This window comes from Bradyrhizobium sp. SZCCHNR1043 (assembly GCF_032489675.1).
Taxonomy (GTDB): domain Bacteria; phylum Pseudomonadota; class Alphaproteobacteria; order Rhizobiales; family Xanthobacteraceae; genus Bradyrhizobium.
Map to the genome: position 1 here is coordinate 32,645 of NZ_JAUEYN010000017.1, position 26,053 is coordinate 58,697.

Here is a 26,053-nt window from a genome sequence, read left to right on the forward strand (position 1 = left end):
GCTCATGATGCGCACCAAGCACACCTTTCGGCTGCCCCCAGACCTCGCAGGTCAGCTCGCTGATTACGCCAGCCGCAAGCGTGTGCCGCAGGCGCTCGTCGTCGAGACCGCGCTGACGTCCTATCTGTCGCCTGACAATGCCGAGCGGATGGAGGCAGCGCTAGGGCGGCGTCTCGACCGGCTGAGCCGGCAGGTGGAGCGGCTCGAGCGTCACGTGACGATCGCCAACGAGGCGCTCGCGCTGTTCGTGCGGTTCTGGCTGACCGTGACCCCGCCGCTGCCGGATACGGCTCAAACGGCCGCGCAGGCCAAAGGCCGCGAGCGCTATGAGGGTTTCGTCGAGGCTCTTGGACGGCGGTTAGCCAAAGGGCAGACACTTGCCGCCGAGATATCTCAGGATGTCGCGGCCAGAGAGACGCAATCCGACGAGTCCAGCCGCTCGTCCTGACCCCATTTCGCCATTCGTTTCTCTTTCTACGCCAGAACGCGATGTCCTTAGTGAGCGCATTGCGGAGCTCTGCCGGTTGCCGCTTCTGATCATCGCTGTGGACGACGCGCGAGGCGCCGTCGCCGGTCACGGGGGTGATCATGGCGGTTCATTCATGGCGAACGGAGGCGAGCTCGCGCGGCGCGCGAATGTTGCGCACGGCGCTGGGGCCTGCCATCGCAGACTGGCTCGATGATCCCGCCGTCATCGAGGTGATGCTCAACCCGGATGGCCGGCTCTGGGTCGATCGTCTCGCTTCGGGTCTGACTGCAACGGGTGAGACGCTCTCGCCCGCCGACGGCGAACGCATTGTGCGTCTGGTCGCGCATCATGTCGGCAGCGAGGTTCATGCCGGAGCGCCGCGTGTCTCGGCCGAGCTGCCGGAGACCGGCGAACGTTTCGAAGGTCTGCTGCCGCCGGTCGTGACCGCGCCGGTGTTTGCCATTCGCAAGCCCGCGGTCGCCGTGTTCACGCTCGCGGATTACGTCGCAGCCGCCATCATTACGGAAGAGCAGGCCAAGCAGTTGCGAACAGCGGTGGCCGCGCGCAGCAACATCCTCGTCGCAGGGGGCACCTCGACTGGCAAGACCACGCTGACGAATGCGCTGCTGGCGGAAGTTGCAGGAACGAAAGATCGCGTGGTGCTGATCGAGGATACGCGGGAGCTGCAATGCGCAGCGCCCAATCTCGTGTCGCTTCGGACCAAGGACCGTGTTGCCAGCCTGACGGACCTCGTGCGGTCCGCGTTGCGGCTACGGCCCGATCGCATCCCGATCGGCGAAGTCAGGGGCCCCGAGGCGCTGGATCTCCTCAAGGCTTGGGGGACCGGTCATCCTGGCGGGATCGGCACCATCCATGCGGGCTCCGCGATCGGCGCGCTCAGGCGCCTGGAGCAACTGATCCAGGAAGCCGTGGTCACCGTGCCGCGTGCTCTGATCGCCGAGACCATCCAGCTGATCGCCGTGCTCGCCGGCCGCGGCGCCGACCGGCGCCTGGTCGAGCTCGCCCGCGTCGATGGACTGAATGCCCGCGGCGACTATCAGCTCACCCAGCTCGCACCCGCGTCAGGAGAACAGCCATGAAGCAACGCTCTGGTTCTTCGGCTCTTTGGGCGGTGGCGTCCGCGGCTGTGACGCTCGCCAGCTTTACGACAAGCCCGGCCTGCGCCGCCGGCTCCAACATGCCATGGGAGCAGCCGCTCAATCAGATCCTGCTCTCGGTCCAGGGGCCGGTGGCAAAGATTCTGGCGGTGATCATCATCATCAGCACGGGCCTGACGCTCGCTTTCGGCGATACGTCGGGAGGATTCCGCCGGCTGATCCAGATCGTCTTCGGGCTCTCGATCGCCTTTGCGGCCTCGAGTTTCTTCCTGGCGTTCTTCTCGTTCGGTGGCGGAGCAGTGATCTGATGGAGGCTCCGCTCTATGCCGATCAGCCGTTTCCCGGCTTTGCGATCGCCGTGCGCCGCTCGTTGACCGAGCCGATCCTGCTCGGCGGTGCGCCGCGCGCCATCGCCATTCTCAACGGCACGCTCGCTGCGGCGCTTGGCTTGGGGCTGCGGCTCTGGATCGCGGGGCTTCTGTTCTGGGCGATCGGGCACGGCGTGGCGGTGTGGGCCGCCAAACGCGATCCGGACTTCGTCGAGGTCGTGCGCCGGCACCTGCGCATTCCCGGTCATCTCAATGTGTGAGGAGCAAGCCATGATGAACTTGCGCGAATATCGCAACAGCAATGCGCGCCTGTCCGATTATCTGCCGTGGGCCGCTCTGGTCGATCATGGCATCGTCCTCAATAAGGATGGCTCGCTACAGCGGAGCGCCCGATTTCGGGGGCCGGATCTGGACTCGGCGGTGCCGGCCGAGCTCGTGGCGGTCGCGGGTCGGCTCAACAATGCGCTCCGCAGGTTGGGCTCTGGCTGGGCGCTATTCGTCGAGGCCTTCAGGTATCCGTCTCAGCTCTATCCCGCGAGCCAATTCCCTGATCCCGCCTCCGCGCTGGTGGAGGCCGAGCGCCGGGCGCAGTTCCAGGCGCAAGGCGCGCATTTCGAGTCGAACTATTTCCTGACCTTCGTATATCTGCCGCCGTCCGAAGATGCCTCGCGCGCCGAGCGCTGGCTGTATGAGGGACGCGCGCAAGGCGAGGGGAGTGATGCCCACGAGATCCTGCGTGGTTTCGCCGACCGCACGGATCGCATCCTGCAACTGCTCGATGGCTTCATGCCAGAGTGCCGGTGGCTCGACGACGAGGAGACGCTGACCTATCTGCATGCGACCATCTCGACCAAGCTGCAGCGCGTCCGCGTCCCCGAAATCCCGGTCCATCTCGATGCGCTGTTGGCCGATCAACCTCTGACCGGAGGCCTCGAGCCACGGCTGGGCGACGCTCACCTGCGGGTACTGACGATCGTCGGCTTCCCGACCGCCACGACGCCCGGCATTCTCGACGAGCTCAACGCGCTGGCGTTTCCCTATCGCTGGTCGACCCGGGCGATCATGATCGACAAGAGCGACGCGACCAGGCTGCTGACCAGGATCCGGCGGCAGTGGTTCGCCAAGCGCAAGTCGATTGCCGCTCTCCTCAAGGAGGTCGTGACCAACGAGGCCGCTGCCCTGGTCGACACCGATGCCCACAACAAGGCGCTCGACGCAGATGCGGCACTTCAGGATCTCGGCTCGGATCTGATCGGGGAGGCCTTGGTCACCGCGACCATCACGGTCTGGGATGAGGATCCGCGCATTGCTGATGAACGATTGCGGCTCGCCGAGAAGGTGATCCAGGGCCGCGACTTCACCTGCATGCTCGAGACGGTCAATGCGGTCGAGGCCTGGCTGGGGTCGTTGCCCGGGCACGTCTACGCCAATGTGCGCCAGCCGCCGGTCTCGACCCTGAACATGGCCCATATGATCCCGCTGTCGGCGGTCTGGGCCGGCCCGCAGCGCGATCAGCATCTCGGTGCGCCGCCGCTGTTCGTGGCGCGCACCGAGGGCTCGACGCCGTTCAGGTTCTCGCTGCATGTCGGAGACGTCGGGCATACGCTCGTGGTCGGCCCGACCGGTGCTGGCAAGTCGGTGCTGCTGGCGTTGATGGCGATGCAGTTCCGCCGTTATCCTGGCTCCCAGGTGTTCGCCTTCGATTTCGGGGGCTCGATCCGCGCGGCCGCGCTCGCCATGGGCGGTGACTGGCATGATCTCGGTGGTGCCTTGTCGGACGAGGCATCGGAAGCCGTCGCGCTGCAGCCGCTTGCCGCCATTGACGATGTGACAGAGCGCGGCTGGGCAGCCGACTGGATCGCGGCGATGCTCTCGCGCGAGCAGATCAGCATCACGCCCGAGGTGAGGGATCATCTGTGGTCGGCGCTGACCTCGCTGGCGTCGGCGCCCGTGTCTGAGCGGACACTGACGGGCCTGTCGATCCTGCTGCAGTCCAATGCGCTGAAGCGGGCGCTACAACCCTCTTGCCTCGGTGGCGGCCCTTATGGCCGGCTGCTCGATGCCGACGCAGAGCGGCTCGGTGGTGCGTCCGTGCAGGCGTTCGAGACCGAAGGTCTGATCGGCACGGCGGCAGCGCCTGCCGTGCTCTCCTATCTTTTCCACCGCATCGAAGGCCAGCTCGACGGCCGCCCGACGCTCCTGATCGTCGACGAAGGCTGGCTCGCGCTCGACGACGACGGCTTTGCCGGCCAGCTCCGGGAATGGCTGAAGACGCTGCGCAAGAAGAACGCGTCCGTCGTGTTCGCCACGCAGTCGCTGTCCGATATCGATGGATCAAAGATCGCACCCGCCATCATCGAGAGCTGCCCGACCCGGTTGTTGCTGCCGAACGAGCGCGCGCTCGAGCCGCAGATCACTGCTGTCTATCGACGGTTCGGGCTGAACGACCGCCAGATCGAGATCCTGGTCCGCGCCACGCCGAAGCGGGACTATTACTGTCAGTCGCGGCGCGGCAACCGGCTGTTCGAGCTCGGTCTCGGTGAGGTCGCGCTGGCGCTGATCGCGGCGTCTTCCAAGACTGACCAGGCCGACATGACGCGTGTGCTCGCCGAGCACGGACAGGATGGTTTCCTTGCCGGCTGGCTCACCCATCGCGGCGTGTCCTGGGCGATCGACCTCATTCCCCATCTGAATGGCCGGGAGGTCCGCGTATGACGGATCTTCGTCGTCTCTCCCGCGGCGCTGCGGCGGCGATCGTCATCTGGGCGGCGTCGACCTCCATGTCGTCGGCGCAACTGGTCGTGTTCGATGCGAACAATTATGCCCAGAACGTCCTGACCGCCGCGCGCGAGCTGCAGCAGATCAACAATCAAATCATCTCGCTGCAGAATCAGGCGCAGATGCTAATCAACCAGGCGAAGAACCTTGCGAGCCTGCCGTATTCGTCGCTGGCGCAGCTGCAGCAGTCGATCCAGCGCACTCAGCAGCTGCTCAAGGAGGCCCAGCGCCTCGCCTATGATGTGCAGCAGATCGACAAGGCGTTCGCGACCACCTATGCGCCGGCGAGCAGCAGCCAATCGAGTCAGGCGCTGATAAGCAATGCGCAGGCGCGCTGGCAGACTTCAGTGGCGGCGCTGCAGGATGCCTTGAGGGTGCAGGCCGGCGTCGTTGGCAATCTCGACACGGTCAAGACCCAGTCGTCGGCGCTGGTCGCGGCCAGCCAAGGCGCGAGCGGGGCTCTGCAGGTCACCCAGGCCGGCAACCAGATCCTTGCGCTGCAGGCTCAGCAATTGGCCGATCTCACCGCGAGCGTGGCCGCGCAGGGCCGGGCCGCGATGTTGGACGCCGCGCAGCGCGCCGCCGCTCAGGATCAGGGGCGCGAGCAGCTCAAGCGCTTCCTGACGCCGGGTCAAGGCTACCAGCCCTCCAACGTACAGATGTTCCATTGATGCAGAGAAATCATATCAAATGGCCAAGGCTGATCGCTGTGGCAGTTGCCACGCTCGCTATTCTTTCCGCCTGCACGATCCCGCTGCGGAGTGGGCAGGATGCGGAGACGCGGCAGCCGGCTCCAAAGTCCAATGCGCTGGAGATGAGTCTCACGCGCTGCCGCGCCGTTCGACCAGAGCAGGCTGAAGCGTTCGCCGATTGCCGCGGGATGTGGTCGGAGGGCCGCCGCCGCTTCTTCGGTCGTGTCTTGCCGGCCACACCGAGCAGTGGCTCGCCTTCGCCGGCGCCCGGATCTGTGGAGCGGACACGATGACCGGGACAGGAATCATCGATCAGTTTCTGGAGACGTTCACCCGCACCATCGACTCCGGCTTCGGTCTCGTCAGCGGCGATGTCGGCACGCTGGCGAGAACGCTTGCTGCGATCGATCTCACCCTCGCTGCCTTATTCTGGGTCTGGGGCCGCGACGACGATGTCATCGCACGCCTTGTGAAGAAAACCTTGTTCGTCGGCGTTTTCGCCTATTTGATCGGCAACTGGAACAGCCTCGCCCGGATCGTCTTCGAGAGCTTTGCCGGACTCGGTCTGAAGGCGTCGGGCTCCGCGCTGTCGGTCGCCGACTTCCTGCGTCCGGGTAAGATCGCGCAGGTCGGCCTCGATGCCGGACGACCGATGCTGCAGGCCACCGCCAATCTCATGGGCTATGTGAGCTTCTTCGAGAACTTCGTCCAGATCGCGGTTTTGCTGTTTGCCTGGATCGTGGTGCTGCTCGCCTTCTTCATCCTGGCAATCCAGCTCTTCGTCACCCTGATCGAGTTCAAGCTGACGACGCTTGCCGGCTTTGTCCTCATTCCGTTCGGACTGTTCGGCAAGACGGCCTTTGCCGCGGAGCGCGTGCTCGGCAATGTCATGTCCTCCGGCATCAAGGTCCTGGTGCTCGCCGTGATCGTTGGCATCGGCTCGACCCAGTTCTCGCAGCTGATCTCGCCCGGCAACGGTGATCCGCCGACCATCGAAAGCGCAATGACGCTCGTGCTCGGCGCACTGGCGTTGCTCGGCCTCGGCATTTTCGGTCCTGGCATCGCAAACGGACTCGTCTCCGGCGGACCGCAGCTCGGCGCCGCATCGGCAGCAGGCGCGGGGCTCGCTGCCGGCGGTCTCGCTGTTGCCGGCGCCGGGCTCATCGCTGGCAGTGCCGGTCTTGCCAGTGCGGCGGCGACCGGTAGCGGTCGAGGCGCGTCAGCGCTGGGCGGCGGAGTTGTCCGAGCGCTGCGTGGTGGCGGAGAGCCATCCCCGTCGGAGGCTTCCGCCGCCAGTCCATTGCGACAGGCCGCTGCGGCCAACGCGGGCGGCCCTTCGTCCGCAGCTTCGGCGGATCGCGGGGGTTCCGCATCGGGCTCGCCGCGATGGGCCGAGCAGCTGAAGGCAGGGCGGACCATCGGTCAGGGCACCTCGGCGGCGACGCAGGCCGTGCGCGGCGCCGGACAAGGCGGGCAGGGCAGCTCCGTCGATCTCTCGGAGGACAAACCATGACGATGTTCAAACGTCCCGCTGTCCATTATGGCCGCACGCCGCAACCGATCACGCCGTATCAGAAGGCGGCGCAGGTTTGGGATGAGCGCATCGGCTCGGCGCGTGTGCAAGCCAGGAATTGGCGGCTGATGGCGTTCGGGTGCCTGATGCTGGCGAGTGGCTTGGCCGCGGGCCTCGTTTGGCAATCGGCACGGGGCAGTGTGACTCCCTGGGTGGTGGAGGTCGGTCATCTCGGCGACGTCCAGCGGGTGGCCCCCGCGATTGCCGAGTATCAACCGACCGATCCGCAGATCGCCTTTCATCTCGCGCGCTTCGTCGAGGACGTGAGAAGCCTCCCCGCCGATCCCATCGTCCTGCGCCAGAGCTGGCTGCGCGCCTATGACTTCACGAGCGATCGCGGGGCGGCAGCTCTCAATGACTACGCCCGGACGAATGATCCCTTCGCGAGGCTCGGCAAAGCCCAGGTCTCGGTGGAGGTCTCCAGCGTCATCCGGGCCTCGTCCGAGAGTTTTCGCGTGGCCTGGACAGAGCGGCACTATGACAATGGCGCGCTGAGTGCGACCGAACGCTGGACCGCCATTCTCACCATCGTGCTCGCGATGCCTGACGATGCCGACCGGCTGCGCAAGAACCCTCTCGGCGTCTATGTCCACGCCATCAGCTGGTCGAAGGAGCTGTCGCAATGAACGGCCGCATCCTCACCGCGACGGCGCTTTCGCTCTTGCTAAGCGGCTGCGTCACGGCGAAGCCGCCGGAGATCCGCTATGACGCCGAGGTGCCACCGTTGTCGGCGGCGCCTGTCACCGTTGATGACAGGCCGCGGGCACTCCATGTGCCGCCGCCATGGAAGGTGACGTTTGGTGGCAAGGCTGGCGCGAAGGAGGAGGGCGATCCTGTCGATCGGATCGAAGCGGCCAACGGTGCGGCCCGCGTCGAGCCGCGCAAGCGGGGCTATTACAACGCGGCGCAGATCTATGCTTATAGTCCAGGAGCGATCTATCAGGTCTACGCAGCACCGGGGCAAATTACCGATATCGCGCTCGAGCCAGGTGAACAGCTCACGGGATCAGGCCCGGTCGCGGCCGGCGACACCGTGCGGTGGGTGGTCGGCGACACCGAGAGCGGGGCGGGCGATACGCGTCGCGTGCACATTCTGGTCAAGCCGACACGCGCTGGCATCGAGACCAATCTCGTCGTCAACACCGACCGCCGCACCTATCTGATCGAGCTCCGCGCTCGCGAGAAGCCTTATATGCCGGCCGTGGCCTGGTACTATCCAGAGTTGCATGCGGTGCAGGCGGCGCTTGTGGCTCTGAAACCCGTCCTGCCAGATCCCGCGCAGCGCCGCTTCCGCTATCGCATGGAAGGCGATGATCCGCCGTGGCGACCGGTCGCCGTCTATGACGACGGGCGAAAGGTGTATGTCGAGTTTTCTCTGGGCATCGCTCAAGGCGAGATGCCGCCGTTGTTCTTGACCGGTGCCGAGGGCAAGCCGGAAATCGTCAACTATCGAGCTTATGGCAACGTCTTGATCGTGGACCGGCTGTTCGCGGCAGCCGAGCTGCGCCTGGGCGGCGACCCGCAGCAGACCGTGCGGATCGTTCGCACCGACGGACAGGTTCGGCCATGAGTGCGGAGGACAAAGGCACGAGCGCACGGCCGAACGATCCGGAGCCGGCTGCCGATCCTGCGGCGCCCTTCCGCCTCGGCGGTGAGCCGCCACGGATCACTCGGTTGTCGCGCAAGATTCTGGCCAGCGGCAGCGCCGTGGCGCTCGCGCTGATCGCAGGCGCAGTTCTGTGGGCGCTGCAAAGCCCTGGCGCGCGTAAGCCGGCGGCCCAACCCGAGCTCGCCAGTTCGGGGCATCGCGAGGTCGCGGACGGCGTCTCCAGCCTGCCGCGTGACTACACGCAGGTTGCCAAAGACGTCCCGGTGCTCGGGCCGCCCTTGCCCGGCGATCTCGGACGGCCAATCCTTGCCTCCCAAGGGCAAACACCTGGTTCAAGTCAAGACCAGGATCAGCAGCGCCGCGAACAGGAGCAGGAGGCCGCGCGCGTCAGCCGGTTGTTTGCGACGGCCACGACGACGGCAACGCAGCCCTCGCCAAATGTGGCTCTGGGCGCCGGGCTTGGAGGGATGCCGCCGGCCACGGACGATGCCTTCGCGCAGAACGGCCAGGACCGCAAGCTCGCCTTCGTGAATGGGCCGGTGGATCGCCGCACCACGAGCCCTGATCGCATCACGCGGCCGGCGTCTCCTTACGTCGTGCAGGCGGGCACGGTCATTCCGGGCGCCTTGATCACGGGAATCCGCTCAGATCTGCCAGGACAAGTTACGGCCCAAGTGACAGAGAATGTGTTCGATACGCCGACAGGGCGGTTGCTGCTCATTCCTCAAGGAGCCCGGCTGATCGGAGCCTATGACAGCCAGGTGGCGATCGGCCAGTCGCGGGTGCTTCTGGTCTGGACGCGGCTGATCCTGCCGAATGGCCGTTCGATCGTCCTGGAGCGGCAGCAGGGCGCGGATTCCGGTGGCTATTCGGGTCTTGACGACGAGGTCGACAATCATTGGAAGCAGCTGATCGGGTCCGCCCTGCTGTCGACGTTACTCTCCGTTGGCAGCGAGGTGAACGCGGGAGGCAATGGCAATGCCAACAATGCCGCAATCATTCAGGCGCTGCGGCAAGGCTTCGGCAACGCGACGAGCCAGACAGGGCAGCAGCTCGTGCGGCAGCAGATGAACATCCAGCCGACCTTGACGATCCGGCCGGGATTTCCGGTGCGGGTGATGGTCAACCATGATCTTGTGCTCGAGCCGTATCGAGGGTGAGCAATGGCAAAACTCAGGATTACAACGTTGCCGGATGACAAGCCCGTTAAGGTCTCCGTCGAGCTGCCTGCCGCGGTGCACCGAGATCTCCTGGCTTATTCGGAGCTGGTGTCGCATCAATCGGGGCAGCCGGCCAGTGATCTGGGAAAACTCGTGACCGCGATGGTCGCGCGCTTCATGGCGACAGACCGGGCCTTCGCGAAACTGCGGAAAAATCGCGAATAACATGACAAGCGAGGATCAGGCCATCATGATCCGTCGTCTGCCGAGGAACGGGCCACTAATGGAGACGCATCTTGGTCATCCAAGTTACGGAGGAGCGCCACACGCCGCAACGTCGTCCAAAAGCATCTCTCATGACAATGCTCGCGACGCGCTCAAGCATGAGATGTGGGTGGCCTTCTAGCCAATTCCATGCCGTTTGAACGGTTACCAGGGCGATTTGCTGGTCGGATTTGGCGCTCAAAAGAAGCTTGACGACACGCATTGCGAAGTCAGGTCGAGCCGCGCCGGCGCGCGGCGCCAGGTTTTGCGGTGGTCGCCTCATAAGTCCAGTCATTGGCCAGTCAAACCGCCAGAGCCACTGAAGAGAGTTCGTCGCACATCAGTGGCATGCAAGAAACAACGCAAGACTCAGTCATGACAATCAACGAATCAGCAGGACGATCGGCTGCATTTTCACAGATCGCATCGACTATCGCCTTTACCCTGCTGGTAGACGACATCGGCTTGGTTGAAGCGTCATTTTTTCGGACGTGTGGAATGCGTGGCGGTCCACCGGCCAGACCGAGCTTGAGGCGGCCCATGACCATGTCCGGTCGCGCTATGGAGGGCGTTTTAGTTCACCCGACCGATATCGACGCTGGGAGCGTGAACAGGAAGGTGGTGCCGCGGGGTTGGTTAGCCATCGCCCACAGTCTGCCGCCGTAAGATTCGACAATAGAGCGGCAGATGGACAGGCCGAGTCCGAATCCGCCCGACTTGGTCGTATAGAAAGCCTCGAAAACCTGCTCGGGCTCGGCCACCTGCAGCCCAGGCCCGGTGTCGCACACCGTCACGATGACACCGGCGCCCTCTACTGCAGTGCGGATCAGGACTTCCCTGGGATCGTCTTCGACGCTGCCGATGGCCTCAACGGCATTGAGTATCAAGTTGAGCATCACTTGCTGCAACTGGATCCGATCGGTTGTGACAAGAGGGAGCTGCTCGGCAAAGCGGGCCTCGACCAGTGCCCTATGGCGGTTCGTCTCGCTGCGGGTCAGCTCGATGACTTCCCGCACGACCGTATTAACGTTGACCTGCGTCACACGGGGCGGCGCCTTCCGCACCATGTCGTGGATTCGATTTACAATGTCGTTAGCGCGCGCCGCGTCTTTCACGATGGCGGTGAAGGCTTTGCGGACCTCCTTTATGTCGGGAGGTGCACGGTCGAGCCAACGCATGCCGGCTTGGGCGTTGCCGATCGTCGCGGTGAGCGGTTGGCGCACCTCATGGGCGATCGAGGCGGTGAGGTGGCCCATCGTCGAGATACGATTGGCGCGCGCCAGGTCGGTCTGCGCTTCACGGTAGCGACGGTCGCTTTCGATCGCCTCGGCCTCTGCGCGCTTGTATTCGCTAAGGTCGAGCACAAAGGCCGTGCCCTGCTCCTGGTTACCCTCAAGCAACGCAACGCCCATTAGCACCGGAACTCGCGTCCCACCCTTATGCAAGAACTCCTTCTCGAAGGGTGGGGTGGTGCCGATCCTTCGGAGCTCTGGTACCCACAACTCCTGATCGCGCGTGAGCCATTCGGAAGGCGTGATGTCGGTCCAGCGCAGCGAACCGGAGGCGAGATCGGTGCGATCACGCCCGACGATGCGTAGAAACTCATTGTTGGCATCGAGGATCCGGCCTTCGAAATCCCAAAAGAAGACGCCGATGATGTTGGCGTCCACCAGGCTTCTGATCCGCGCCTCACGTTGTTCGAGGTCGCGATAGAGCTGCGTGTTCTCCAGCGAGATCGCGGCCTGCGAGGCGATCAGCTTTAGGACCGCAATCCGCGCGGCCACGAAGGCCCGCGGCGCGAGGTTGTTCTCCAGATACAGCGCGCCGATGAGCTTACCCTGATTGATCAAGGGCACGCACAGCGCCGAGCGCAGCCTGTGCTCGCGGACATAGGCGTCCCCGGCGAAGGGAGCCTCCAGCGCAGCGTCGCTCAGGATAACGGCGTCATGGGTACGCAGGACATATTGAAGCACCGACTGCGGCAGCGCGGCGGGGTCGACGGACTCGTCCGGCAGGTCCACGCGGATGACGGGGCCGGCGACCGCCGCCCGCGCCGCGATTCGCGGCTCGGCGGCGCGGGCGAGGATGAGCAGGCCGCGCTCGGCACCGGCCTGCTCGAGCGCGGTTCGCATCAGCGTGTCGAGGAGTTTCTCTAGCACCATTTCGCCGGCGATCGACTGCAACACCTTCATCACGGTGGCGAGGTCGAGGTGCTCGACCGGTGTCCCGATCGTGTTGGAGGAGGCGGAAGCGGTTTCAAGGGGGCGAAAATGCGGATTGGTCTCGTCGAGTTGGCGCACCTTGCCGTCTGCTCCCCAGAGGGCGTAGCAGCGACGAGCATTGCGCAGGTAGAGATCGGCGATCTCCTCATATCCCCGCGCGCGATAGAATCGGGCGGCAAGCTCGTATGCGAGACCCTCGTAATGGGGAAATCCGTTGACCCGTGCGGAGCGGACGGCCACCTCGTAAAAGCGCATCGCATCGGTATCGTGGCCGTCCAGGCGGGCGATCTCGGCGCGGAGAAGGGCGTGTTTGTCGGCGAAGGTCGACGGACAGCTTTCCGCCCACGTTGCCAAACGACCGCAATGGCCAAGGAGACGTGCGCGCCTGACATCGGCTCCCACGTCCGGCAGCTCTGGTTCTAGGCACGCCAAGGTCAATCCCGCGTAGAGCTCATAGTCGAGCAGCTGGATGTGCCCCGGAGAGGCCCACAGTAGAGGCGCAGCGCGCTCGAAGCAGTCATGCGCGACCGCTAGGTCGCCCGCCAGAAATCTGGCCTGCCCCTTGATAATCCAGTACCAGCAGATCATGATCGTCGCGCGGTCGGATGTCAGCGAGCGTTCGTATTCGCTCTCGTCGAAATCTCCGGCGCCGAAGCTCCCAAAGCTCTCTGTGAGGCCGCGCATCGTGAGCATGAAGCGCCGCTGCGCGGTGATCACATCCACCACGTCACGGTAGCCGGCACGCCGAGCGAAGGCGAGGCTGCGCTCTGATTCCGTCCAAACCTCCTCCAGCCGGTCCCCGCGGAGCAGGAGATTGGAGACGATGTGGTTGCAACAATAACAGGCCACGGGGATGTCGCCGGACTTCACGCCGCTCTCGAAAGCCGCCCTTATCGCCTCCACGGCGGTGGAGACCGGCTGGGTCCAGAGGCTTACGAGTTCGAGTGCCCAGAGAGCCATCGCCTCGTTCGCTGCCAGGCCGTGCCGAGCGACCAGCGCGCGCGCCAACTGCGCGAAGCGATAACCCTCCTCGTAGCGCCCATAGACGTGCCCGAGCATGATGCCGAACGCCGCGAAGCCTGGCGCGGAGGCTCCCGTCACGCCGTGATCCAGTGCGAGCACCACCATGTGACAGAGCTGGAGTACCGAGAGTGTCGAATCGGTCCACATGGCCGGGCCGCACATCGTCGCTAGTATCGTCATCGCCGCTTCCGCGTTCGGATCCGTCAGCCTCGGCAACGAGACCAGCGACTCGATCCGACGGCCGTCGAGCTTGTGCAGGACCTGCGCATAGGCCGCGTCCATCTCCGCGCGCGGGGGATGGGGCGAGAGCTCGATGTCAAACAGACGAAGGCACTCTATGGCAGTGTCGATCGCCTCCACATGTTCCGACCTCATCACCTGAAGGTCGATCCTGATGCGATATGCGGCCGCCTTGTCGATCTTTGATCCAGCCTGAGTTAGCAACTCGGCGATACGCCGCTCGGCCTCGTCGAAGTCACCGCTCAGATATTCGCATTCGGCCCGTTCCAGCCACAGGGTGGAAGCGAGCTCTCGTCGAAACTTCCATGCCTCGTCCCCGAGCAGCGCCATGCCAAAACGCAGATAGGCGCAGGCCGAGACATAGGCAGTCGACGTCTTGGCGCGCCGGGCGGCGATCAAATTCAGCTCAGCAAGCCGTGCCCGCTCGTCGTCTTCCTCGATCAATGCCGAGCCACGATTCAACTGGTTCACGATCTCGAATATCGTCTCCTGCCGCTGTTCCGGCGTCGTCCGGTCGACTAGGAGGCGGCCTATCCTAAGATGGATTGGCGCCCTCGCATTTTCCGGTATCAGCGAGTAACTGGCTTCATATATCCGGTCATGGACAAAGGCGTAGGCGTCTTTGCGCCGTTCCACAAGTTCGAGCCGAACCGCTTCCCACAGATCCGCCTCGACCTGGGCTCGGGACACGCCGAAGGCGGTCGCGAGTAGGGACAGGTCGGCCACGTTGCCGACGCAAGCCAGATTCTGCACCGCTCGCCGTGTCTTCTCCGGCAGACGGGCGAGCTTGCCGATCATGAGGTGCACGATGTTATCAGTGAAGCCCTTGGCGGTAATACGGCTGAAGTCCCATGACCACCGGCCGGTCACGTGGTCGACATACAGCATTCCCTCGTCGGCGAGCGCGGAGATAAACTGAATCGCGAAGAATGGGTTGCCGCCGGTCTTGTCCAATACCAGTTGGGCTAGGGGGGCGACTGCGATCGGTGCACAGTGCAGCGTGTCGGCGATCAACTGCGCAATGTGTTCCCGCCCCAGCGGCGCGAGCGTGATCTCCTGCACCTTCACGCCGGTCGCCTTGATGATGAAGAGCTTGCGCACCAGTGGGTGAGCGGTGTCGACCTCGTTGTCGCGATAGGCGCCGATCAGGATCAAGTGGCGAAGATCCGATCGGGTCAGCACGTCCTCGATCAGGTCGAGGGTCGCGGCGTCGAGCCACTGAAGGTCGTCTAGGAAAAGTGCCAACGGGTGCTCGGGGCGTGCGAAAACACCGATGAAGTTCCTGAACACCCGCTGGAATCTCGCCTGCGCCTGCTGCGGCGGCATTTCCGGCACGTCGGGCTGATCGCCGATGATAAGCCGGAGGTCGGGCACGAGATCCACCATCAGTTGGCCGTTCTGCTCGAACGCCTCAAGGAAGGAGCGGCGCCAGCGGGCCAGTTCCGCATCAGTCTTGCCAAGCAGTGGTCGCACTAGTCCCTGCAAAGCCTGCGCCAGGGTCGAGTAGGGGATGTCGCGCTTGTACTGATCGAATTTGCCGGCCGCGAACAAGCCCCGTGGCGGCACCAGTAGCTTGTGCAACTCGTTGATGACCGAAGACTTGCCGATGCCAGAATAGCCCGAGACCAGCACCAACTCCGGCTCGCCACAGCCGACCACGCGGTCGAAGGCTAACATCAGGGCCTCGACCTCTCGGTCCCGGCCGTAAAGGCGCTCGGGGATGAGCAGGCGGTCCGGTGTGTCTTCACGGGCGAGCGGGAAATCGCGGATATGGCCCCCGGCTTCCCATTCGTGGAGGCAGCGCCGAAGGTCGCGCTCGACGCCGCTGGCGGTCTGATAGCGCTCCTCCGCGATCTTGGCGAGCAGCTTTAAAATGATCGCGGAGATCGCGCTGGGAAGGCTCTCGAGCCGCTCGATTGGCGGCGTCGGCTTGCGGGCGATGTGGCAGTGGACCCATTCCATGGGGTCATGGGCGAAGAAGGGAAGCGAACCGGTTGCCATCTGGTAGAGCGTCACGCCGAGCGCGTAGAGATCGCTGCGGGAATCGATCGAACGGTTCATGCGCCCTGTCTGCTCAGGCGCCATGTAGGGAAGCGTGCCGGCGATGGTCTCGGGCGGCTCGGGAAACTGCCGTTCGCGTGGCAGCCGCGAGGTTATGCCGAAGCCAGTGAGTCTCACCTGCCCGGACGGAATATCGACGACGATGTTCGCGGGCTTGAGATCCTTGTGGACGAGGCCGCGCCGATGGATCACACCGACTGCCGCGCAGATTGCTATGGCGATGCGCAGCATGATGCCGACCTCGATCGGCTCGCCCAGCAACTGGCTGAGCGGCTCGCCGTTAAAATCCTCGAGCAGCAGCAGAGTCTTGTTGCCGTCTCGTTCCAACGCAAGTGGCACGAGGACGGGCGCATCTTTCAATACATCGCGCAAGCCATATTCATGAGCGAAGCGATCGAGGAGTGCTGGCGGCGCTCGATCATCTGCGGCACGTACCACCAGCACAGGCCTCTGCCTGCGCTCGTCCCCGTTTAGCTGCCCACGGGAAAATACCCTTTCTCCATCCTCCCAAAGCGGTTGCAACTCACCGCCCTGCTGCGTCGAGGATCCCAAAAAAGGGACGGACTGGCTCAACTTATCATACTCCCCGGCCACCGGCCAGCGACGTCTGGCGCCGAGCCGCCGGCCGTGAGAGCTGCGTCCTGCGCCATCGACGGAACCGCACCTTCTGACTGCGGAGGTTGCAATAGAGCACCGGAAAGCTCGCTTTCGGTACTTAGCGCTTGTTAAAATTTGTAAACTTGCAGACGTACTGTACGTTATCTCGTCTGAGAAGTTAACGCAAACTCACATCGAGTAGATCATATTTGAGATAAGTAACCTCGCAGGAGCGACATTCCGCTTCATTGACTCCGCCCTGGGCCGATCTAGTGACGTTGTCCATCAACGAGCTTGCATCCTAACCCGATGTGCAGTCATGACTTGCGCCAAACGCTGATCTCCGCTTGTTAAAATGCGCGGCTCGCGCGGAGCACCAGGGCGAGTTCGTCTTCGCGTGAGATATTATTCTGCCAATCTGCCGAGCAAAATACGTTTGGCCTGGCGGTCGGGGCTGGACTTCACAAGGCCATTTCCAGGACCGCGATCCTTCTGCCTGTAGCCGAAGGAAATATCGCAAGTCAATGGGGCTTCCGGGAAAGTCGCCGACAAGATCACTGGTGACGATCACGGTTCCATCCACCTTTTCGATCTTTATCAGCTCGCCAGAGGCTGGATATCCCGGTTGAGCCATGGGTTTGTGACGCCATCTCCATGGTTATGGTGATGCATGGCGTCCCACAATGTTTGCATCGACCCGTCGTGAAAGTAAGGCCTGTGAAAAGGACGTTCCGCAGGTTGGGCGTCTTAAAGACGGCAATTTCTCTCTGCCTATTCGTGACGAGAAAACGCCCCAAGATCGACATCTCGCCCTCGATCGCCGCTATGTCGAGATCCAACTGCTGGCCCTGCACCAGTTCACGCTTCGCCTGCTGTGCCAGAGGGCCAACGTGATGCTGGAGAATCCAATCCCGATGTGATGGAACTTATTGTCGGAGAGAAACGTGACGTCCCGCTCATTCTCCGTCGGTGCATAGCAGAGATTGCAGCGCGCCTTGGTATTGATCAGATCCCAGCCGCGCTCGGCCGCGTCACTGATGGCGTTCGCATCTCCAGCGACGAAATTATCGAACGGTGAATCGAAGGAAATCAGCGCGCGTCCGTAGCTCGCTATCGCGCGCAGCATTTCCTTCTCGTTTACCTCGCGGCCAGAGCCGTCCATGAATTGCGCTTGGTAGTCCTTGTCGCCGGCGATCCTGGATGCAGCATCGGCGACGCTGGATGAGCCCTGTTCGAACGGGTTGGTGATCGAGAGGGCAGCCTGCTGCTCCAGCGTATGAACACGGCCTTCCCGGAGCTGGGTCGTGTAATAGAGCGCGTTGAGCGCCGTCGGGGCGTTGCGTTGACCGACGCGGCCGTAAATACCAACAGACTTCGAACGCCCATCAATGAAAGCGCGTGCCGGATCGTGACTGTGGCGCAAGGCACGATCCCGCCGCCCAAGAGCCGGCTGTCAAAGAACGGCTTCTGCCCCCGCTTCATCACTACAACCTGTTCGTGTTCATGGAAGTGAACCGACCCTGGCGCAAAGTCAAGGTCACCGAGCGCCGCGCCGCCACCGACTTCGCCAGTGCATACGCGAACTCGTCGACGTGCACTATCCCAGGGCCGGTCGCATTCGCGTCGTGCTCGACAATCTGTCAACCCATACGGCCGGCGCGCTCTATCAGGCGTTCCCGGCCGACCAGGCGCGTCGCTTGCTGCGACGCCTGGAATTCCATCACACCCCGAAGCATGCCAGCTGGCTCAACATGGTCGAGATCGGCGCTCTCGAGCAGCAATGTCTCGATCGTCGCATCGACAGCTACGCCAAGCTCGTCCAAGAGACCCCGGCGTGGGAGAGACGTCGAAACACCCAGCGCGCCCAAATCAATTGGATGTTCACCACCGAACAGGCGCGCACCAAATTAGGCCGTGCCTATCCCAAAAAACCGGCAAAACCGGCGAAAAACGAAAGAGTCAAAACCTCTGTGTCGAGGTACTGGTCCTATCGCTTCGCGAAGCCTCACCGCCGACGCAAGGCGGCCGTCACTAGGGCTTACGGTACTTCCAAAGACCGCAAATCTTTACCTGAATTAACTCGTCTGCGCCACCCGGCAGCCTAAAGTGCGTGCGTGCGAGAAGTTGCGGCCTTCATCGATAAAGCGCCTACAGAAGCGGACTGACATCACTTGCACTCTACGCAAAGGTCTTTCGTATCGGCCTATGAACGAGAGCCTCCTTTGCTCGGCGACCTGCCACGCGCTGCTGGGTATAGCGAATTGTTAGCGAGGGACAAGGTTGGTTTGGTGCGTCCACACACTGAAGAGGGAAGTCATGACTATCCATGTTCTGTTTGTTGTAACCAACGCAGCGGTGATCGGTCCGCACAATCGTAAAACAGGCTTCTTTTTCGCCGAGGTCGCGCATCCGTTCGATGTTCTTGACAAGGCAGGTATCGCCATCGAGTTCGCTTCCTTGAGAGGCGGATGGACACCATATGATGCCTACGACGAGAAAGATCGCGCGGAGAAGGTCTTCTTTGAAAGCAAGGCTTTTCGCCGCTTGAACCGCAGTCGCAAACTTGCGGACGTGGATGCTGCAGATTTTGATGCCATCTTCGTGCCAGGCGGTCTTGGACCAATGGTCGATATCCAGCGTAACCCTGTCGTTCAAAATACAGTTGTGCGCGCCTGGAGTACGGGAAAGTTTGTGACTGCCGTTTGTCACGGTCCGTGCGCGCTTCTCGGGGTCGACCTCGGCGATGGCAAGCCGTTCGTGAAAGGCAAAAAGCTCACCTCTTTCTCGAAGAAGGAAGAGTACGACTACGCGCGCAAAGACGTTCCCTACGAATTGGAAGATGCACTGCGTGCAGAGGGCGCCGAATATACGTCTGTAGCAAACTGGGAACCTCACGTCGTCGTCGATGGACGTCTGATCACTGGCCAGAATCCGGCGTCGGCCGGGCTACTTGCTGAGGAGCTTCTGGCTGCACTTAGAAAATAATTGATTAGGCGGCCGAGCAACGCTGGGCAAAAGTCACTTTCCCACGGGCCAGCGAGGACATACCGTCAAAATTACTGCTATCTTATTCGCTTGTCCGGGCAAGAGCGATTTGCGTACGCTAAAATAGCAGTCGTACGGCCTTGAGAGTTTTACCGAGACGGCACAGCGAGCGAAGCTTATCGAGCCTCGCAGCATTATCAAGCCTATTTGGCCAAGGTTTCGGTATTTGCCGAGCGTATGTCGATAACGGCGGAGGCGGTAGACGGAAGATGACTGGGTAATCGTCATCTTGGTTACGTGTTCCGCGTCCGATCCACGAATATCATCTTGAGAGAGCACCGCGACTGAACTGCTGCGAGCATCATGTCGACCTTGTGGCTTCAAAAAATAAAATAAGCCCGCTGCTGTGCCGGGCCGAGCAGTCCGGAGGTGCCGTTGGCTTCATCAGCGATCACTTTCGCCCTCCCAGAGCGCGCGGACTGGCGCAAAACTCTCATCGCGGAGCTCGACGAATATGTTGAGGAGAGATACGAAATCGGCATCATAATCCTTGATCGTCTGTCGAGGAGCGACTATTCCGCGACCGCAGGGTGGTGTTGCCCGTCTTGCAAAGCCGCTCGGCGATGTCGTCCGTAACCGTGAAGATTTCCGACGCCTGATCGTCCAGCAATAGGTGATAGCCGCGAAAGCGCGGCCCGGTCATATACCAATGATAGTTCCTGGTCTTGCAATGGCGGCAAAGATGTCCGTCAGGATCGTGTTGAAACGTGCTGTGCCACGCTAGCGAGTGTAACGCGCACCTCTTCGCTCGTTATCCTTCGCGCCGCGATCTCGATGGAGGCAATTGTCGACATCAAGTCGTTCGCAAACCGATGGGTTGGCTTTTCGAGAACGATAACTCCTCGTACGCTGTCCGGGATCGATCCGCCGACTGTCTAAACCGTCCCTCTCCAAAGGATCTTGCTGCGTGCTCGATGATGGCTCAGCACCCTTTACATTCCTTTACTGGATCTCAGGTCGATTACACCCGATTATTGCCAACAGACCCGACGTGTACCTACTGGAGGAGCCGCCATGCGACTTTCTTGCGCGACCGTCATCGCATTGACCATTGCAAGCGCGCATCCAGCGTTTGGGCAGTCCACGACATCGGCATTTGGACCGGCCGAAACGCCCGTTCGTCGCTGCATTTCGCCGACGCCCTTCGGCAGCGTGGACGCTTCAACGGTTCATTACCGCACGGCCGTGATCAGCGGCGTGAACGTGTTCTATCGCGAAGCCGGGCCAGTAGATGGACCCGTCGTGCTCCTTCTGCACGGCTTTCCGACATCCTCACACATGTTCCGCAACCTGATCCCGAATCTGGCCCACCGATACCGTGTCATCGCGCCGGATTACCCGGGCTTCGGGCAAAGCGATTCGCCGGATCGCAGCCGATTTTCCTATTCGTTTGCCAACTATGCCGAGATGATCGACGCGTTGCTAAACCAACTCGGAGCGAAGCGCTACGCCATGTACGTCATGGATTATGGCGCACCGGTCGGCTATCGCCTCGCCATCAAGCATCCAGCGCGTGTGACTGCCCTCATCATCCAGAACGGCAACGCCTACGAAGAGGGACTGCGGGAGGCCTGGGACCCCATCAAGGCGTATTGGAAGGAAGGGACGGAGGAGCGGAGGAATGCGATTTCGTCCCTCGTCTCTCTCTCCGCGACGAAATTCCTGTACACCGATGGTGTCCGCGATCCGACGCGCATCAGTCCTGATAACTGGCTCCACGACCAAGCGCTACTGGATCGTCCGGGCAACAAAGACATTCAGCTCGATCTGTTCTACGACCACCGGACCAACGTCCCGCTTTACGCTGCGTTCCAGGCCTTTTTCCGCGAATGGAAGCCGCCCGCTCTAATTGTCTGGGGGAAGAACGACAAGGTCTTCGCTGAAGTCGGCGCACACGCCTATCTGCGCGACTTGCCCGACGCCGAGTTGCACCTCCTCGACACCGGTCACTTCGCGCTCGAGGACCAACTCGACGTGATGGCGCCGCTGATCAACGATTTTCTCGACCGAATGAATGAACGACGCTGACGCATGCTTTCGCACGAACCAGACCATGGCCTACTTAGCTCAAGGAAGAATGAGTTATGTCCAAGGGAAAAATACAGATCCTGGTGTCGACAGCGACCCGGATCGACGTGCGCATAGGCACGAGTCGGACCGGTCCAACCGGCCATTACTTTAATGAACTGGTCGTGCCACCAGCCACGGTGGACATTGAGGGGTGTTCAGGGTCGTGTTTGCAACTCCAACTGGGCGCCAGCCCACCAGCGACGATGCGCCCGACTCGGCCATGTATTTCGTTAATACCACGAACGCGTATCAGCGCGCGAAGGCTCATCAACGGCGGGAATCCTGGTCTGATTATCTTTTCGCAAAATTGATCAACTCTGTGCGCAATGGCACCGTCGTTCCGTTATGACGGCCAGATCGTCGATCCAATCCAACATTCCAAACGCCGTCCTCACAACACGAGAGGAATCCCATGAACGATCGGGCATCTTTGTTGGCCTTCTCCGCTCTCGCATTAACATCGACCTCCTCGGTAGCCCAGCAACAGAAAACGACATCCGTCGTACTCGTGCATGGCGCGTTCGTCGATGGCTCAGGCTGGCAAGCGGTATACGATCTCCTCAGCAACGTCGGATACGAGGTACTGGTGGTCCAGAATCCGACTATCACGCTCGAGGGTGATGTCGCCGCCACGGAAGCCGTGATCGCAGCAGCCAAATACCCTGTCACGCTGGTTGGCCACTCGTATGGCGGCATGGTGATCACCCAGGCCGGCACCAATCCGAAGGTCAAGAGCCTGGCTTACGTCGCGGCGTTTGCGCCGGATGCTGGCGAATCTGCCGCATCGCTGAATGAATGGCCAGCAGAGCCCGGTGAGGCGAAGGCGCCCCTGCTGCCGCCGCAGGACGGGTACCTGCTGGTTGATCCCGTGAAGTTCCCGGCTTCCTTCGCCGCTGATTCCCCTGAGGCACTCACCAAATTCATGGCGGTCGCGCAGGTGCCATGGGGACTGAAGGCCGTCGAAGCCAAGATCACGAAAGTTGGCTGGAAGGCAAAGCCGAGCTCCTTCCTGATCCCGTCTCAGGACCGCATGATAACGCCGAGTTCACAAAGGAAGATGGCCCAGCGAAGCGGTGCGCGCACGGAAGAGATCAAGAGCAGCCACGCGGTCATGTTGTCTCATCCGCGCGAGGTCGCCGCGTTCATCGAGTCTGCCGATCGATGATCGACGCGATCAACTCACTCGAAACGGGGTACACTGGTTCGTGGAGGTCACGCGATGATTATAGCCGTAAAGGATCGCCGCAGTCCTGACCGCGCGTCCCAAAAAGGTGCAAGGACTCTGGTTGTTGCTCGACGAGATGGCTGCCCAATGCAGGGCGGAGCCAGGCAATATGCGCTGAGACGCGCCCCGTGATAGGCGAGGCTGAGGCTCTCCTCGACCAGCGCATTGATGTCAGCGGAGCGGCGCTCGCCTGTGCGGTCGCGCGGGTGCAGCAGCGTACTTTTGACGGTGAAGTCGGCTCGCCCACCATGCTAGACAGTTCCCGAGATTGTCCTTGAGAACAATCAATTCGTCGGCCTTCGAACGGATTATCTTCTGCGACGATGATCGGCTTCAAGAGATCATTAAAATCGTCCGTCAGTTCAACGGCCAACGCCGTAAAGTTGTTGACGAAATTGAGCGTATTTTGATTTGGTGGGCGACGCCCGCGGTGAGCTGACCAGGAGAAGCAAGATGGTCGGTCGAGAAGGCATTGTCGGGTACGCTGGAATATTCAGCTCGGGGACCGTCTTGCCCACTCGCTCGCGCGCAAGTCATCCCGACGGCCAACAACAAGCCAAAAGAACGCACCTTGATCGGATGCAGCATTGTCAGCCCTCCACATCCCCGCCAAGAAATCGGGCACTCAGCCAGCGCTTCGGGGGCGCCGAAGCTGTTCGAGAGCTTGTTGGAAAGTCTGCTTCACGGGGGCGAGCGCCTGGACGAACTCAAGCTGCTCGCCTTCCGGCCCTTTGCAGTAGATCGGCGACCAGCCATTCGATTTGCCTCAAGCAATCTTGTTGGCATCGGCGCTCGGGGGCGCGGCCTTGCGCTGATCTTCCGTTTGCACCGAAACAACGCGGTTCGCTTTGACCAGAGTCATGCCGCCGCGGGCCCATAGGGCCTCGAGATCGTTGATGAAAGTTGAAAAATTCACATCATCGTGGATGTAGTAGCAGATATGCATGGGTCGTGGGTAAGCGGGGCTCATATGGTCGCGTGGCTCCGCCCAGCTGTTTCCGCGTCCCATCGGCTGGTCCGCTTTGCGATGCTGAAAGAGCTCGATCACAAAAATGTCGAACTGAACGAAGCGGAGGTCCAGCCGCTGCGTGCCGCCCGTTAAGTCGGGCAGGCCGATCGAACGTGGATCGACCTTGAGCTCTCGCACTACGATGTCCTGGTCGGTAATAAGCGTGTTATGGATCGGGAGGCCGTGAAGATCGCCATCCCGCATGACCTCGTTGCCGCCGAGAACCTGGGTATAAGCCTCGAAGGCCCGGTCCATATTCTGGACCGTAGGTCCGTTCCTTAGCAAGGAAAGCGATGAACAGGGCGGCGCCCCTAGCAAACAGCTTGACCACGATGCGGACCCGAGCCAATCGAGCCGATTGGCCTGATCGAGCCCCGCATAGAGCACCTACAATGAAGAGCCGAACAACAGCGCAGCTGAACGTCACGCCGCCGAGGCGTGAACTTGATCGATTTGCCGCCACCTGTTTCCACGCCAAAGAGTGCCATGACGGACTTCTTGGCGATTGAGGGAGGCGGCGCTGTGTGAACATCGGATCTGGGTTGTCATGAACCAACTCACGGCTCGGGACTTGATTCACGCGTCCGTTATGGCGGCAGCCTGCGCTGGCGCCTACCTACTGACGACTGAATTGCTCGGCGGCTTTATCGATCGGAGCGATACCCTCCTTGGTGGAGTGGGCCGCTGTCGCAACACTGTTCGTCCTCCGCGAGACGCGCCAGGGGAGCCTTTCATCCGGAATTTCGCGGTTGGCCGCGACTTTCGTGAGCTTCGTTCTATGCTTCATCTACATTGCCCTGTCTCCTGTCAATGCGGCGGGCATAGGCCTCGTGATCGGCCTAGGCGCCATTGTGATGATGGTGCTGGGACGGCACGAGGATATGGTGACGATCGGGATCACGACGACGGTTGTGCTGGTCGTCGCTGCCATCGATCCGAAGCATGCGCTGGCGCAGCCATCGCTCCGTCTGCTCGACACCGTGGTTGGGATCAGGGTCGGCACGCTGGCGAAAGGGCCGTGGCCCAAGCTGACATCGTCCCGGCTTCCGACGACGCGTCCCATTCGAAAGAGAGGCAGGCCGGCGCATGACAGACGCCGACCGGATGGGCGCCCTGCCGATCGCAAGAAGCGCGTGGTGCGCACGCTCCTACCGGAAAAGGAAGTGCCGATACTCATCGTCGACACCTGTGACGGTTATCCCGAAGCAAGCCACCCACGCGATCAGCGCTTAGTGCGGTCGGCACGATTTATCCACGCCCAGCGCTTTTACATCTTTAAACTCGCTTTATCGCGACCAGACGCTTCTACTGGTCGCATAACCGCGGCCGGACTGGAAGATATGACCGTCAGAGCGAACGTTTCAACGCAAGACGAACTGCAAGCGATGCTCCCGACGATCGATCTCGTATACCGCATCCACTCTCGCTATGACGTGTGCACAGCGGTGCGCGGCCGCAAGTTTATAGCTACGTGACCGAGCAAAGTTATCGATGATCTCGTATCGACAAAACCAAGACCTCCCACCAAATGAAGGAATGCAGCAATGAAGTCGTATAAAGGCGTTTTGAGCCTGAGCCTCCTAACAGCTATGGTCGCGATCAGCCAACAAGTCTTGGCTGCCGAACCAAAAGCCAAGACCGCCGTCCTTGTGCATGGTGCGTTCGCGGACGGGTCGAGCTGGGAGAAAGTCATTCCTTATCTCGAGAAGGCCGGGCTTAAGGTCATTGCAGTCCAGAACCCGCTGGACTCGCTAGACAACGACGTCGCCGCGACCAAGCGGGCCATCCGGAATGCCGAAGGTCCTGTCGTCCTCGTCGCCCATTCCTGGGGTGGTGCCGTCATAACTGAAGCGGGAAATGACGAAAAGGTCAAATCGCTCGTGTATGTGGCGGCATACGCGCCCGATAAGGGTGAATCGGTGAAAAGCGCCACCTCGAAATATCCGGATCCCGAGAGCCTCAAGGCCTTCGTCAAGGATCCGGACGGTTATCTCAAGATCAGCGATGAAGGCATCAGGAAGTATTTCGCGGCCGACCTTCCGCCCAAGGAACAGGCTGTCGTAGCGGCGACGCAGGGACCCTTCCACATCAGGACACTCACCGCTCCGATGAGCCAGGCTGCCTGGCGGGAGAAGCCGACCTTCATGGTCGTCGCAACGAGGGATGCGATCATTCCGCCGCAAATGGAGCGCGACCAGGTGAAGGCGGCCAAGGCCACGGCAGTCGAGGTGCCCTCGAGCCACGTCGCGATGCTGGCCTTCCCGAAAGAAGTCTCCGAGCTGATCATCAAGGCGGCGGAGTAGCGCTGCCGCAGGCGATATTGCCGACCGCCACATTGGTCGGCATGTCCTGAAACAACGGTCAACAGGAAGGAGTCATTATGGCCATAAAGACGATCGTTCTTATGCATGGAGCTTTTGCCGACTGTTCTTTCTGGGCAAAGGTCATTCCGCAGCTCACGAAACGTAGATTGAAAGCAATCGCCGTTCAAAACTGTTCCGCTAGCTGGTGGACGATGTTACGGCTGCCCACCGGGTGATTGGGATACAAAAAGGTCTGGTTCTCCGGG

22 protein-coding genes and 2 pseudogenes are annotated in these 26,053 nt (G+C 61.8%); 19 read left to right on the forward strand and 5 right to left on the reverse strand.

Annotated features, from left to right (window positions below):
• The first annotated feature begins 7 nt into the window (after positions 1–7).
• The 12 genes from QX039_RS27730 (at position 8) to QX039_RS27780 (ending at position 9,953) form a co-directional block, all read left to right on the forward strand.
• Complete coding sequence (locus QX039_RS27730) at positions 8–448, forward strand: CopG family transcriptional regulator (protein ID WP_315750733.1); 441 nt, start codon at positions 8–10, stop codon at positions 446–448.
• Between the two features lie 140 nt (positions 449–588).
• Positions 589–1,569: a P-type conjugative transfer ATPase TrbB gene (gene trbB / locus QX039_RS27735; RefSeq protein WP_315750735.1), complete on the forward strand. Its 981-nt coding sequence runs from the start codon at positions 589–591 to the stop codon at positions 1,567–1,569.
• Positions 1,566–1,895, forward strand: a complete 330-nt coding sequence (locus QX039_RS27740) for a TrbC/VirB2 family protein (protein ID WP_315750737.1) — start codon at positions 1,566–1,568, stop codon at positions 1,893–1,895. Before trbB ends, QX039_RS27740 begins: the two co-directional genes overlap by 4 nt.
• A complete protein-coding gene (locus QX039_RS27745) occupies positions 1,895–2,176 on the forward strand; it encodes a VirB3 family type IV secretion system protein (RefSeq protein WP_315750739.1) in 282 nt (93 codons plus the stop codon). Before QX039_RS27740 ends, QX039_RS27745 begins: the two co-directional genes overlap by 1 nt.
• Positions 2,177–2,186: 10 nt before the next feature.
• Complete coding sequence (trbE, locus tag QX039_RS27750; protein ID WP_315750741.1) at positions 2,187–4,631, forward strand: conjugal transfer protein TrbE; 2,445 nt, start codon at positions 2,187–2,189, stop codon at positions 4,629–4,631.
• A complete protein-coding gene (gene trbJ, locus QX039_RS27755) occupies positions 4,628–5,365 on the forward strand; it encodes a P-type conjugative transfer protein TrbJ (protein ID WP_315750743.1) in 738 nt (245 codons plus the stop codon). Before trbE ends, trbJ begins: the two co-directional genes overlap by 4 nt.
• On the forward strand, positions 5,365–5,679 hold the full coding sequence (trbK-alt, locus tag QX039_RS33105) for a putative entry exclusion protein TrbK-alt (RefSeq protein WP_409977820.1): 315 nt from the start codon (positions 5,365–5,367) through the stop codon (positions 5,677–5,679). The genes trbJ and trbK-alt overlap by 1 nt, the downstream gene beginning before the upstream one ends.
• Complete coding sequence (trbL, locus tag QX039_RS27760) at positions 5,676–6,899, forward strand: P-type conjugative transfer protein TrbL (protein WP_315773854.1); 1,224 nt, start codon at positions 5,676–5,678, stop codon at positions 6,897–6,899. The genes trbK-alt and trbL overlap by 4 nt, the downstream gene beginning before the upstream one ends.
• A 2-nt stretch (positions 6,900–6,901) precedes the next feature.
• The gene (trbF, locus tag QX039_RS27765; protein WP_315773893.1) at positions 6,902–7,585 is read left to right on the forward strand and encodes a conjugal transfer protein TrbF; all 684 of its coding nucleotides are present in this window, start codon (positions 6,902–6,904) and stop codon (positions 7,583–7,585) included.
• Complete coding sequence (gene trbG / locus QX039_RS27770; protein WP_315773853.1) at positions 7,582–8,529, forward strand: P-type conjugative transfer protein TrbG; 948 nt, start codon at positions 7,582–7,584, stop codon at positions 8,527–8,529. The genes trbF and trbG overlap by 4 nt, the downstream gene beginning before the upstream one ends.
• Positions 8,526–9,728 (forward strand): TrbI/VirB10 family protein, encoded by a 1,203-nt coding sequence (locus QX039_RS27775; RefSeq protein WP_315750749.1) that lies wholly within the window; start codon positions 8,526–8,528, stop codon positions 9,726–9,728. Before trbG ends, QX039_RS27775 begins: the two co-directional genes overlap by 4 nt.
• A 3-nt stretch (positions 9,729–9,731) precedes the next feature.
• On the forward strand, positions 9,732–9,953 hold the full coding sequence (locus QX039_RS27780; RefSeq protein WP_315750751.1) for a DUF2274 domain-containing protein: 222 nt from the start codon (positions 9,732–9,734) through the stop codon (positions 9,951–9,953).
• Positions 9,954–10,294: 341 nt separating this feature from the next.
• Here the strand turns inward: QX039_RS27780 and QX039_RS27785 are convergent, their stop codons facing one another.
• The 3 genes from QX039_RS27785 to QX039_RS27795 form a co-directional block, all read right to left on the reverse strand.
• Positions 10,295–10,534 (reverse strand): hypothetical protein, encoded by a 240-nt coding sequence (locus tag QX039_RS27785; protein ID WP_315745072.1) that lies wholly within the window; start codon positions 10,532–10,534, stop codon positions 10,295–10,297.
• Positions 10,535–10,570: 36 nt separating this feature from the next.
• The gene (locus QX039_RS27790) at positions 10,571–16,060 is read right to left on the reverse strand and encodes an AAA family ATPase (protein ID WP_409998917.1); all 5,490 of its coding nucleotides are present in this window, start codon (positions 16,058–16,060) and stop codon (positions 10,571–10,573) included.
• An 898-nt stretch (positions 16,061–16,958) separates the two neighbouring features.
• Entirely contained in the window at positions 16,959–17,558 is a 600-nt protein-coding gene (locus QX039_RS27795) for a cytochrome-c peroxidase (RefSeq protein WP_315750755.1), read from the reverse strand.
• 65 nt (positions 17,559–17,623) lie between these two features.
• Here QX039_RS27795 and QX039_RS27800 point away from each other — a divergent pair.
• Positions 17,624–18,081: pseudogene (locus tag QX039_RS27800) on the forward strand (transposase); the annotation flags it as partial.
• A gap of 370 nt (positions 18,082–18,451) precedes the next feature.
• Positions 18,452–19,120, forward strand: coding sequence for a type 1 glutamine amidotransferase domain-containing protein (locus QX039_RS27805; protein WP_315750757.1), 669 nt, complete (start codon positions 18,452–18,454; stop codon positions 19,118–19,120).
• 541 nt (positions 19,121–19,661) lie between these two features.
• On the opposite strand, the pseudogene QX039_RS33110 reads toward QX039_RS27805, so the two are convergent.
• Positions 19,662–19,835, reverse strand: a pseudogene (locus QX039_RS33110) (ferritin-like domain-containing protein); the annotation flags it as partial.
• 359 nt (positions 19,836–20,194) lie between these two features.
• On the opposite strand from QX039_RS33110, the gene QX039_RS27810 reads away from it, so the two are divergent.
• The 3 genes from QX039_RS27810 to QX039_RS27820 all read left to right on the forward strand — a co-directional run bounded on the left by QX039_RS27810 (position 20,195) and on the right by QX039_RS27820 (position 22,914).
• A complete protein-coding gene (locus QX039_RS27810) occupies positions 20,195–21,208 on the forward strand; it encodes an alpha/beta fold hydrolase (RefSeq protein WP_315773850.1) in 1,014 nt (337 codons plus the stop codon).
• Between the two features lie 454 nt (positions 21,209–21,662).
• A complete protein-coding gene (locus QX039_RS27815) occupies positions 21,663–22,415 on the forward strand; it encodes an alpha/beta hydrolase (protein ID WP_315744988.1) in 753 nt (250 codons plus the stop codon).
• Positions 22,416–22,749: 334 nt separating this feature from the next.
• Complete coding sequence (locus tag QX039_RS27820) at positions 22,750–22,914, forward strand: hypothetical protein (protein ID WP_315744986.1); 165 nt, start codon at positions 22,750–22,752, stop codon at positions 22,912–22,914.
• Between the two features lie 327 nt (positions 22,915–23,241).
• On the opposite strand, the gene QX039_RS27825 is transcribed toward QX039_RS27820, so the two are convergent.
• Positions 23,242–23,739: a lactoylglutathione lyase gene (locus tag QX039_RS27825; RefSeq protein WP_315773848.1), complete on the reverse strand. Its 498-nt coding sequence runs from the start codon at positions 23,737–23,739 to the stop codon at positions 23,242–23,244.
• Between the two features lie 416 nt (positions 23,740–24,155).
• On the opposite strand from QX039_RS27825, the gene QX039_RS27830 reads away from it, so the two are divergent.
• Together QX039_RS27830 and QX039_RS27835 are read left to right on the forward strand one after the other, a co-directional pair.
• Positions 24,156–24,959, forward strand: coding sequence for an FUSC family protein (locus QX039_RS27830; protein ID WP_315750880.1), 804 nt, complete (start codon positions 24,156–24,158; stop codon positions 24,957–24,959).
• A gap of 69 nt (positions 24,960–25,028) precedes the next feature.
• The gene (locus QX039_RS27835) at positions 25,029–25,787 is read left to right on the forward strand and encodes an alpha/beta hydrolase (RefSeq protein WP_315744980.1); all 759 of its coding nucleotides are present in this window, start codon (positions 25,029–25,031) and stop codon (positions 25,785–25,787) included.
• The last annotated feature ends 266 nt before the right edge of the window (positions 25,788–26,053 follow it).

Excerpts from the sequence above, each read along its gene's own strand:
- QX039_RS27730 (WP_315750733.1), top strand. The coding sequence starts at position 8 with ATGCGCACCAAGCACACCTTTCGGCTGCCCCCAGACCTCGCAGGTCAG.
- trbB (WP_315750735.1), top strand. The coding sequence starts at position 589 with ATGGCGGTTCATTCATGGCGAACGGAGGCGAGCTCGCGCGGCGCGCGA.
- QX039_RS27740 (WP_315750737.1), top strand. The coding sequence starts at position 1,566 with ATGAAGCAACGCTCTGGTTCTTCGGCTCTTTGGGCGGTGGCGTCCGCG.
- QX039_RS27745 (WP_315750739.1), top strand. The coding sequence starts at position 1,895 with ATGGAGGCTCCGCTCTATGCCGATCAGCCGTTTCCCGGCTTTGCGATC.
- trbE (WP_315750741.1), top strand. The coding sequence starts at position 2,187 with ATGATGAACTTGCGCGAATATCGCAACAGCAATGCGCGCCTGTCCGAT.
- trbJ (WP_315750743.1), top strand. The coding sequence starts at position 4,628 with ATGACGGATCTTCGTCGTCTCTCCCGCGGCGCTGCGGCGGCGATCGTC.
- trbK-alt (WP_409977820.1), top strand. The coding sequence starts at position 5,365 with ATGCAGAGAAATCATATCAAATGGCCAAGGCTGATCGCTGTGGCAGTT.
- trbL (WP_315773854.1), top strand. The coding sequence starts at position 5,676 with ATGACCGGGACAGGAATCATCGATCAGTTTCTGGAGACGTTCACCCGC.
- trbF (WP_315773893.1), top strand. The coding sequence starts at position 6,902 with ATGTTCAAACGTCCCGCTGTCCATTATGGCCGCACGCCGCAACCGATC.
- trbG (WP_315773853.1), top strand. The coding sequence starts at position 7,582 with ATGAACGGCCGCATCCTCACCGCGACGGCGCTTTCGCTCTTGCTAAGC.
- QX039_RS27775 (WP_315750749.1), top strand. The coding sequence starts at position 8,526 with ATGAGTGCGGAGGACAAAGGCACGAGCGCACGGCCGAACGATCCGGAG.
- QX039_RS27780 (WP_315750751.1), top strand. The coding sequence starts at position 9,732 with ATGGCAAAACTCAGGATTACAACGTTGCCGGATGACAAGCCCGTTAAG.
- QX039_RS27785 (WP_315745072.1), bottom strand. The coding sequence starts at position 10,534 with ATGGGCCGCCTCAAGCTCGGTCTGGCCGGTGGACCGCCACGCATTCCA.
- QX039_RS27805 (WP_315750757.1), top strand. The coding sequence starts at position 18,452 with ATGACTATCCATGTTCTGTTTGTTGTAACCAACGCAGCGGTGATCGGT.
- QX039_RS27810 (WP_315773850.1), top strand. The coding sequence starts at position 20,195 with ATGCGACTTTCTTGCGCGACCGTCATCGCATTGACCATTGCAAGCGCG.
- QX039_RS27815 (WP_315744988.1), top strand. The coding sequence starts at position 21,663 with ATGAACGATCGGGCATCTTTGTTGGCCTTCTCCGCTCTCGCATTAACA.
- QX039_RS27825 (WP_315773848.1), bottom strand. The coding sequence starts at position 23,739 with ATGGACCGGGCCTTCGAGGCTTATACCCAGGTTCTCGGCGGCAACGAG.
- QX039_RS27835 (WP_315744980.1), top strand. The coding sequence starts at position 25,029 with ATGAAGTCGTATAAAGGCGTTTTGAGCCTGAGCCTCCTAACAGCTATG.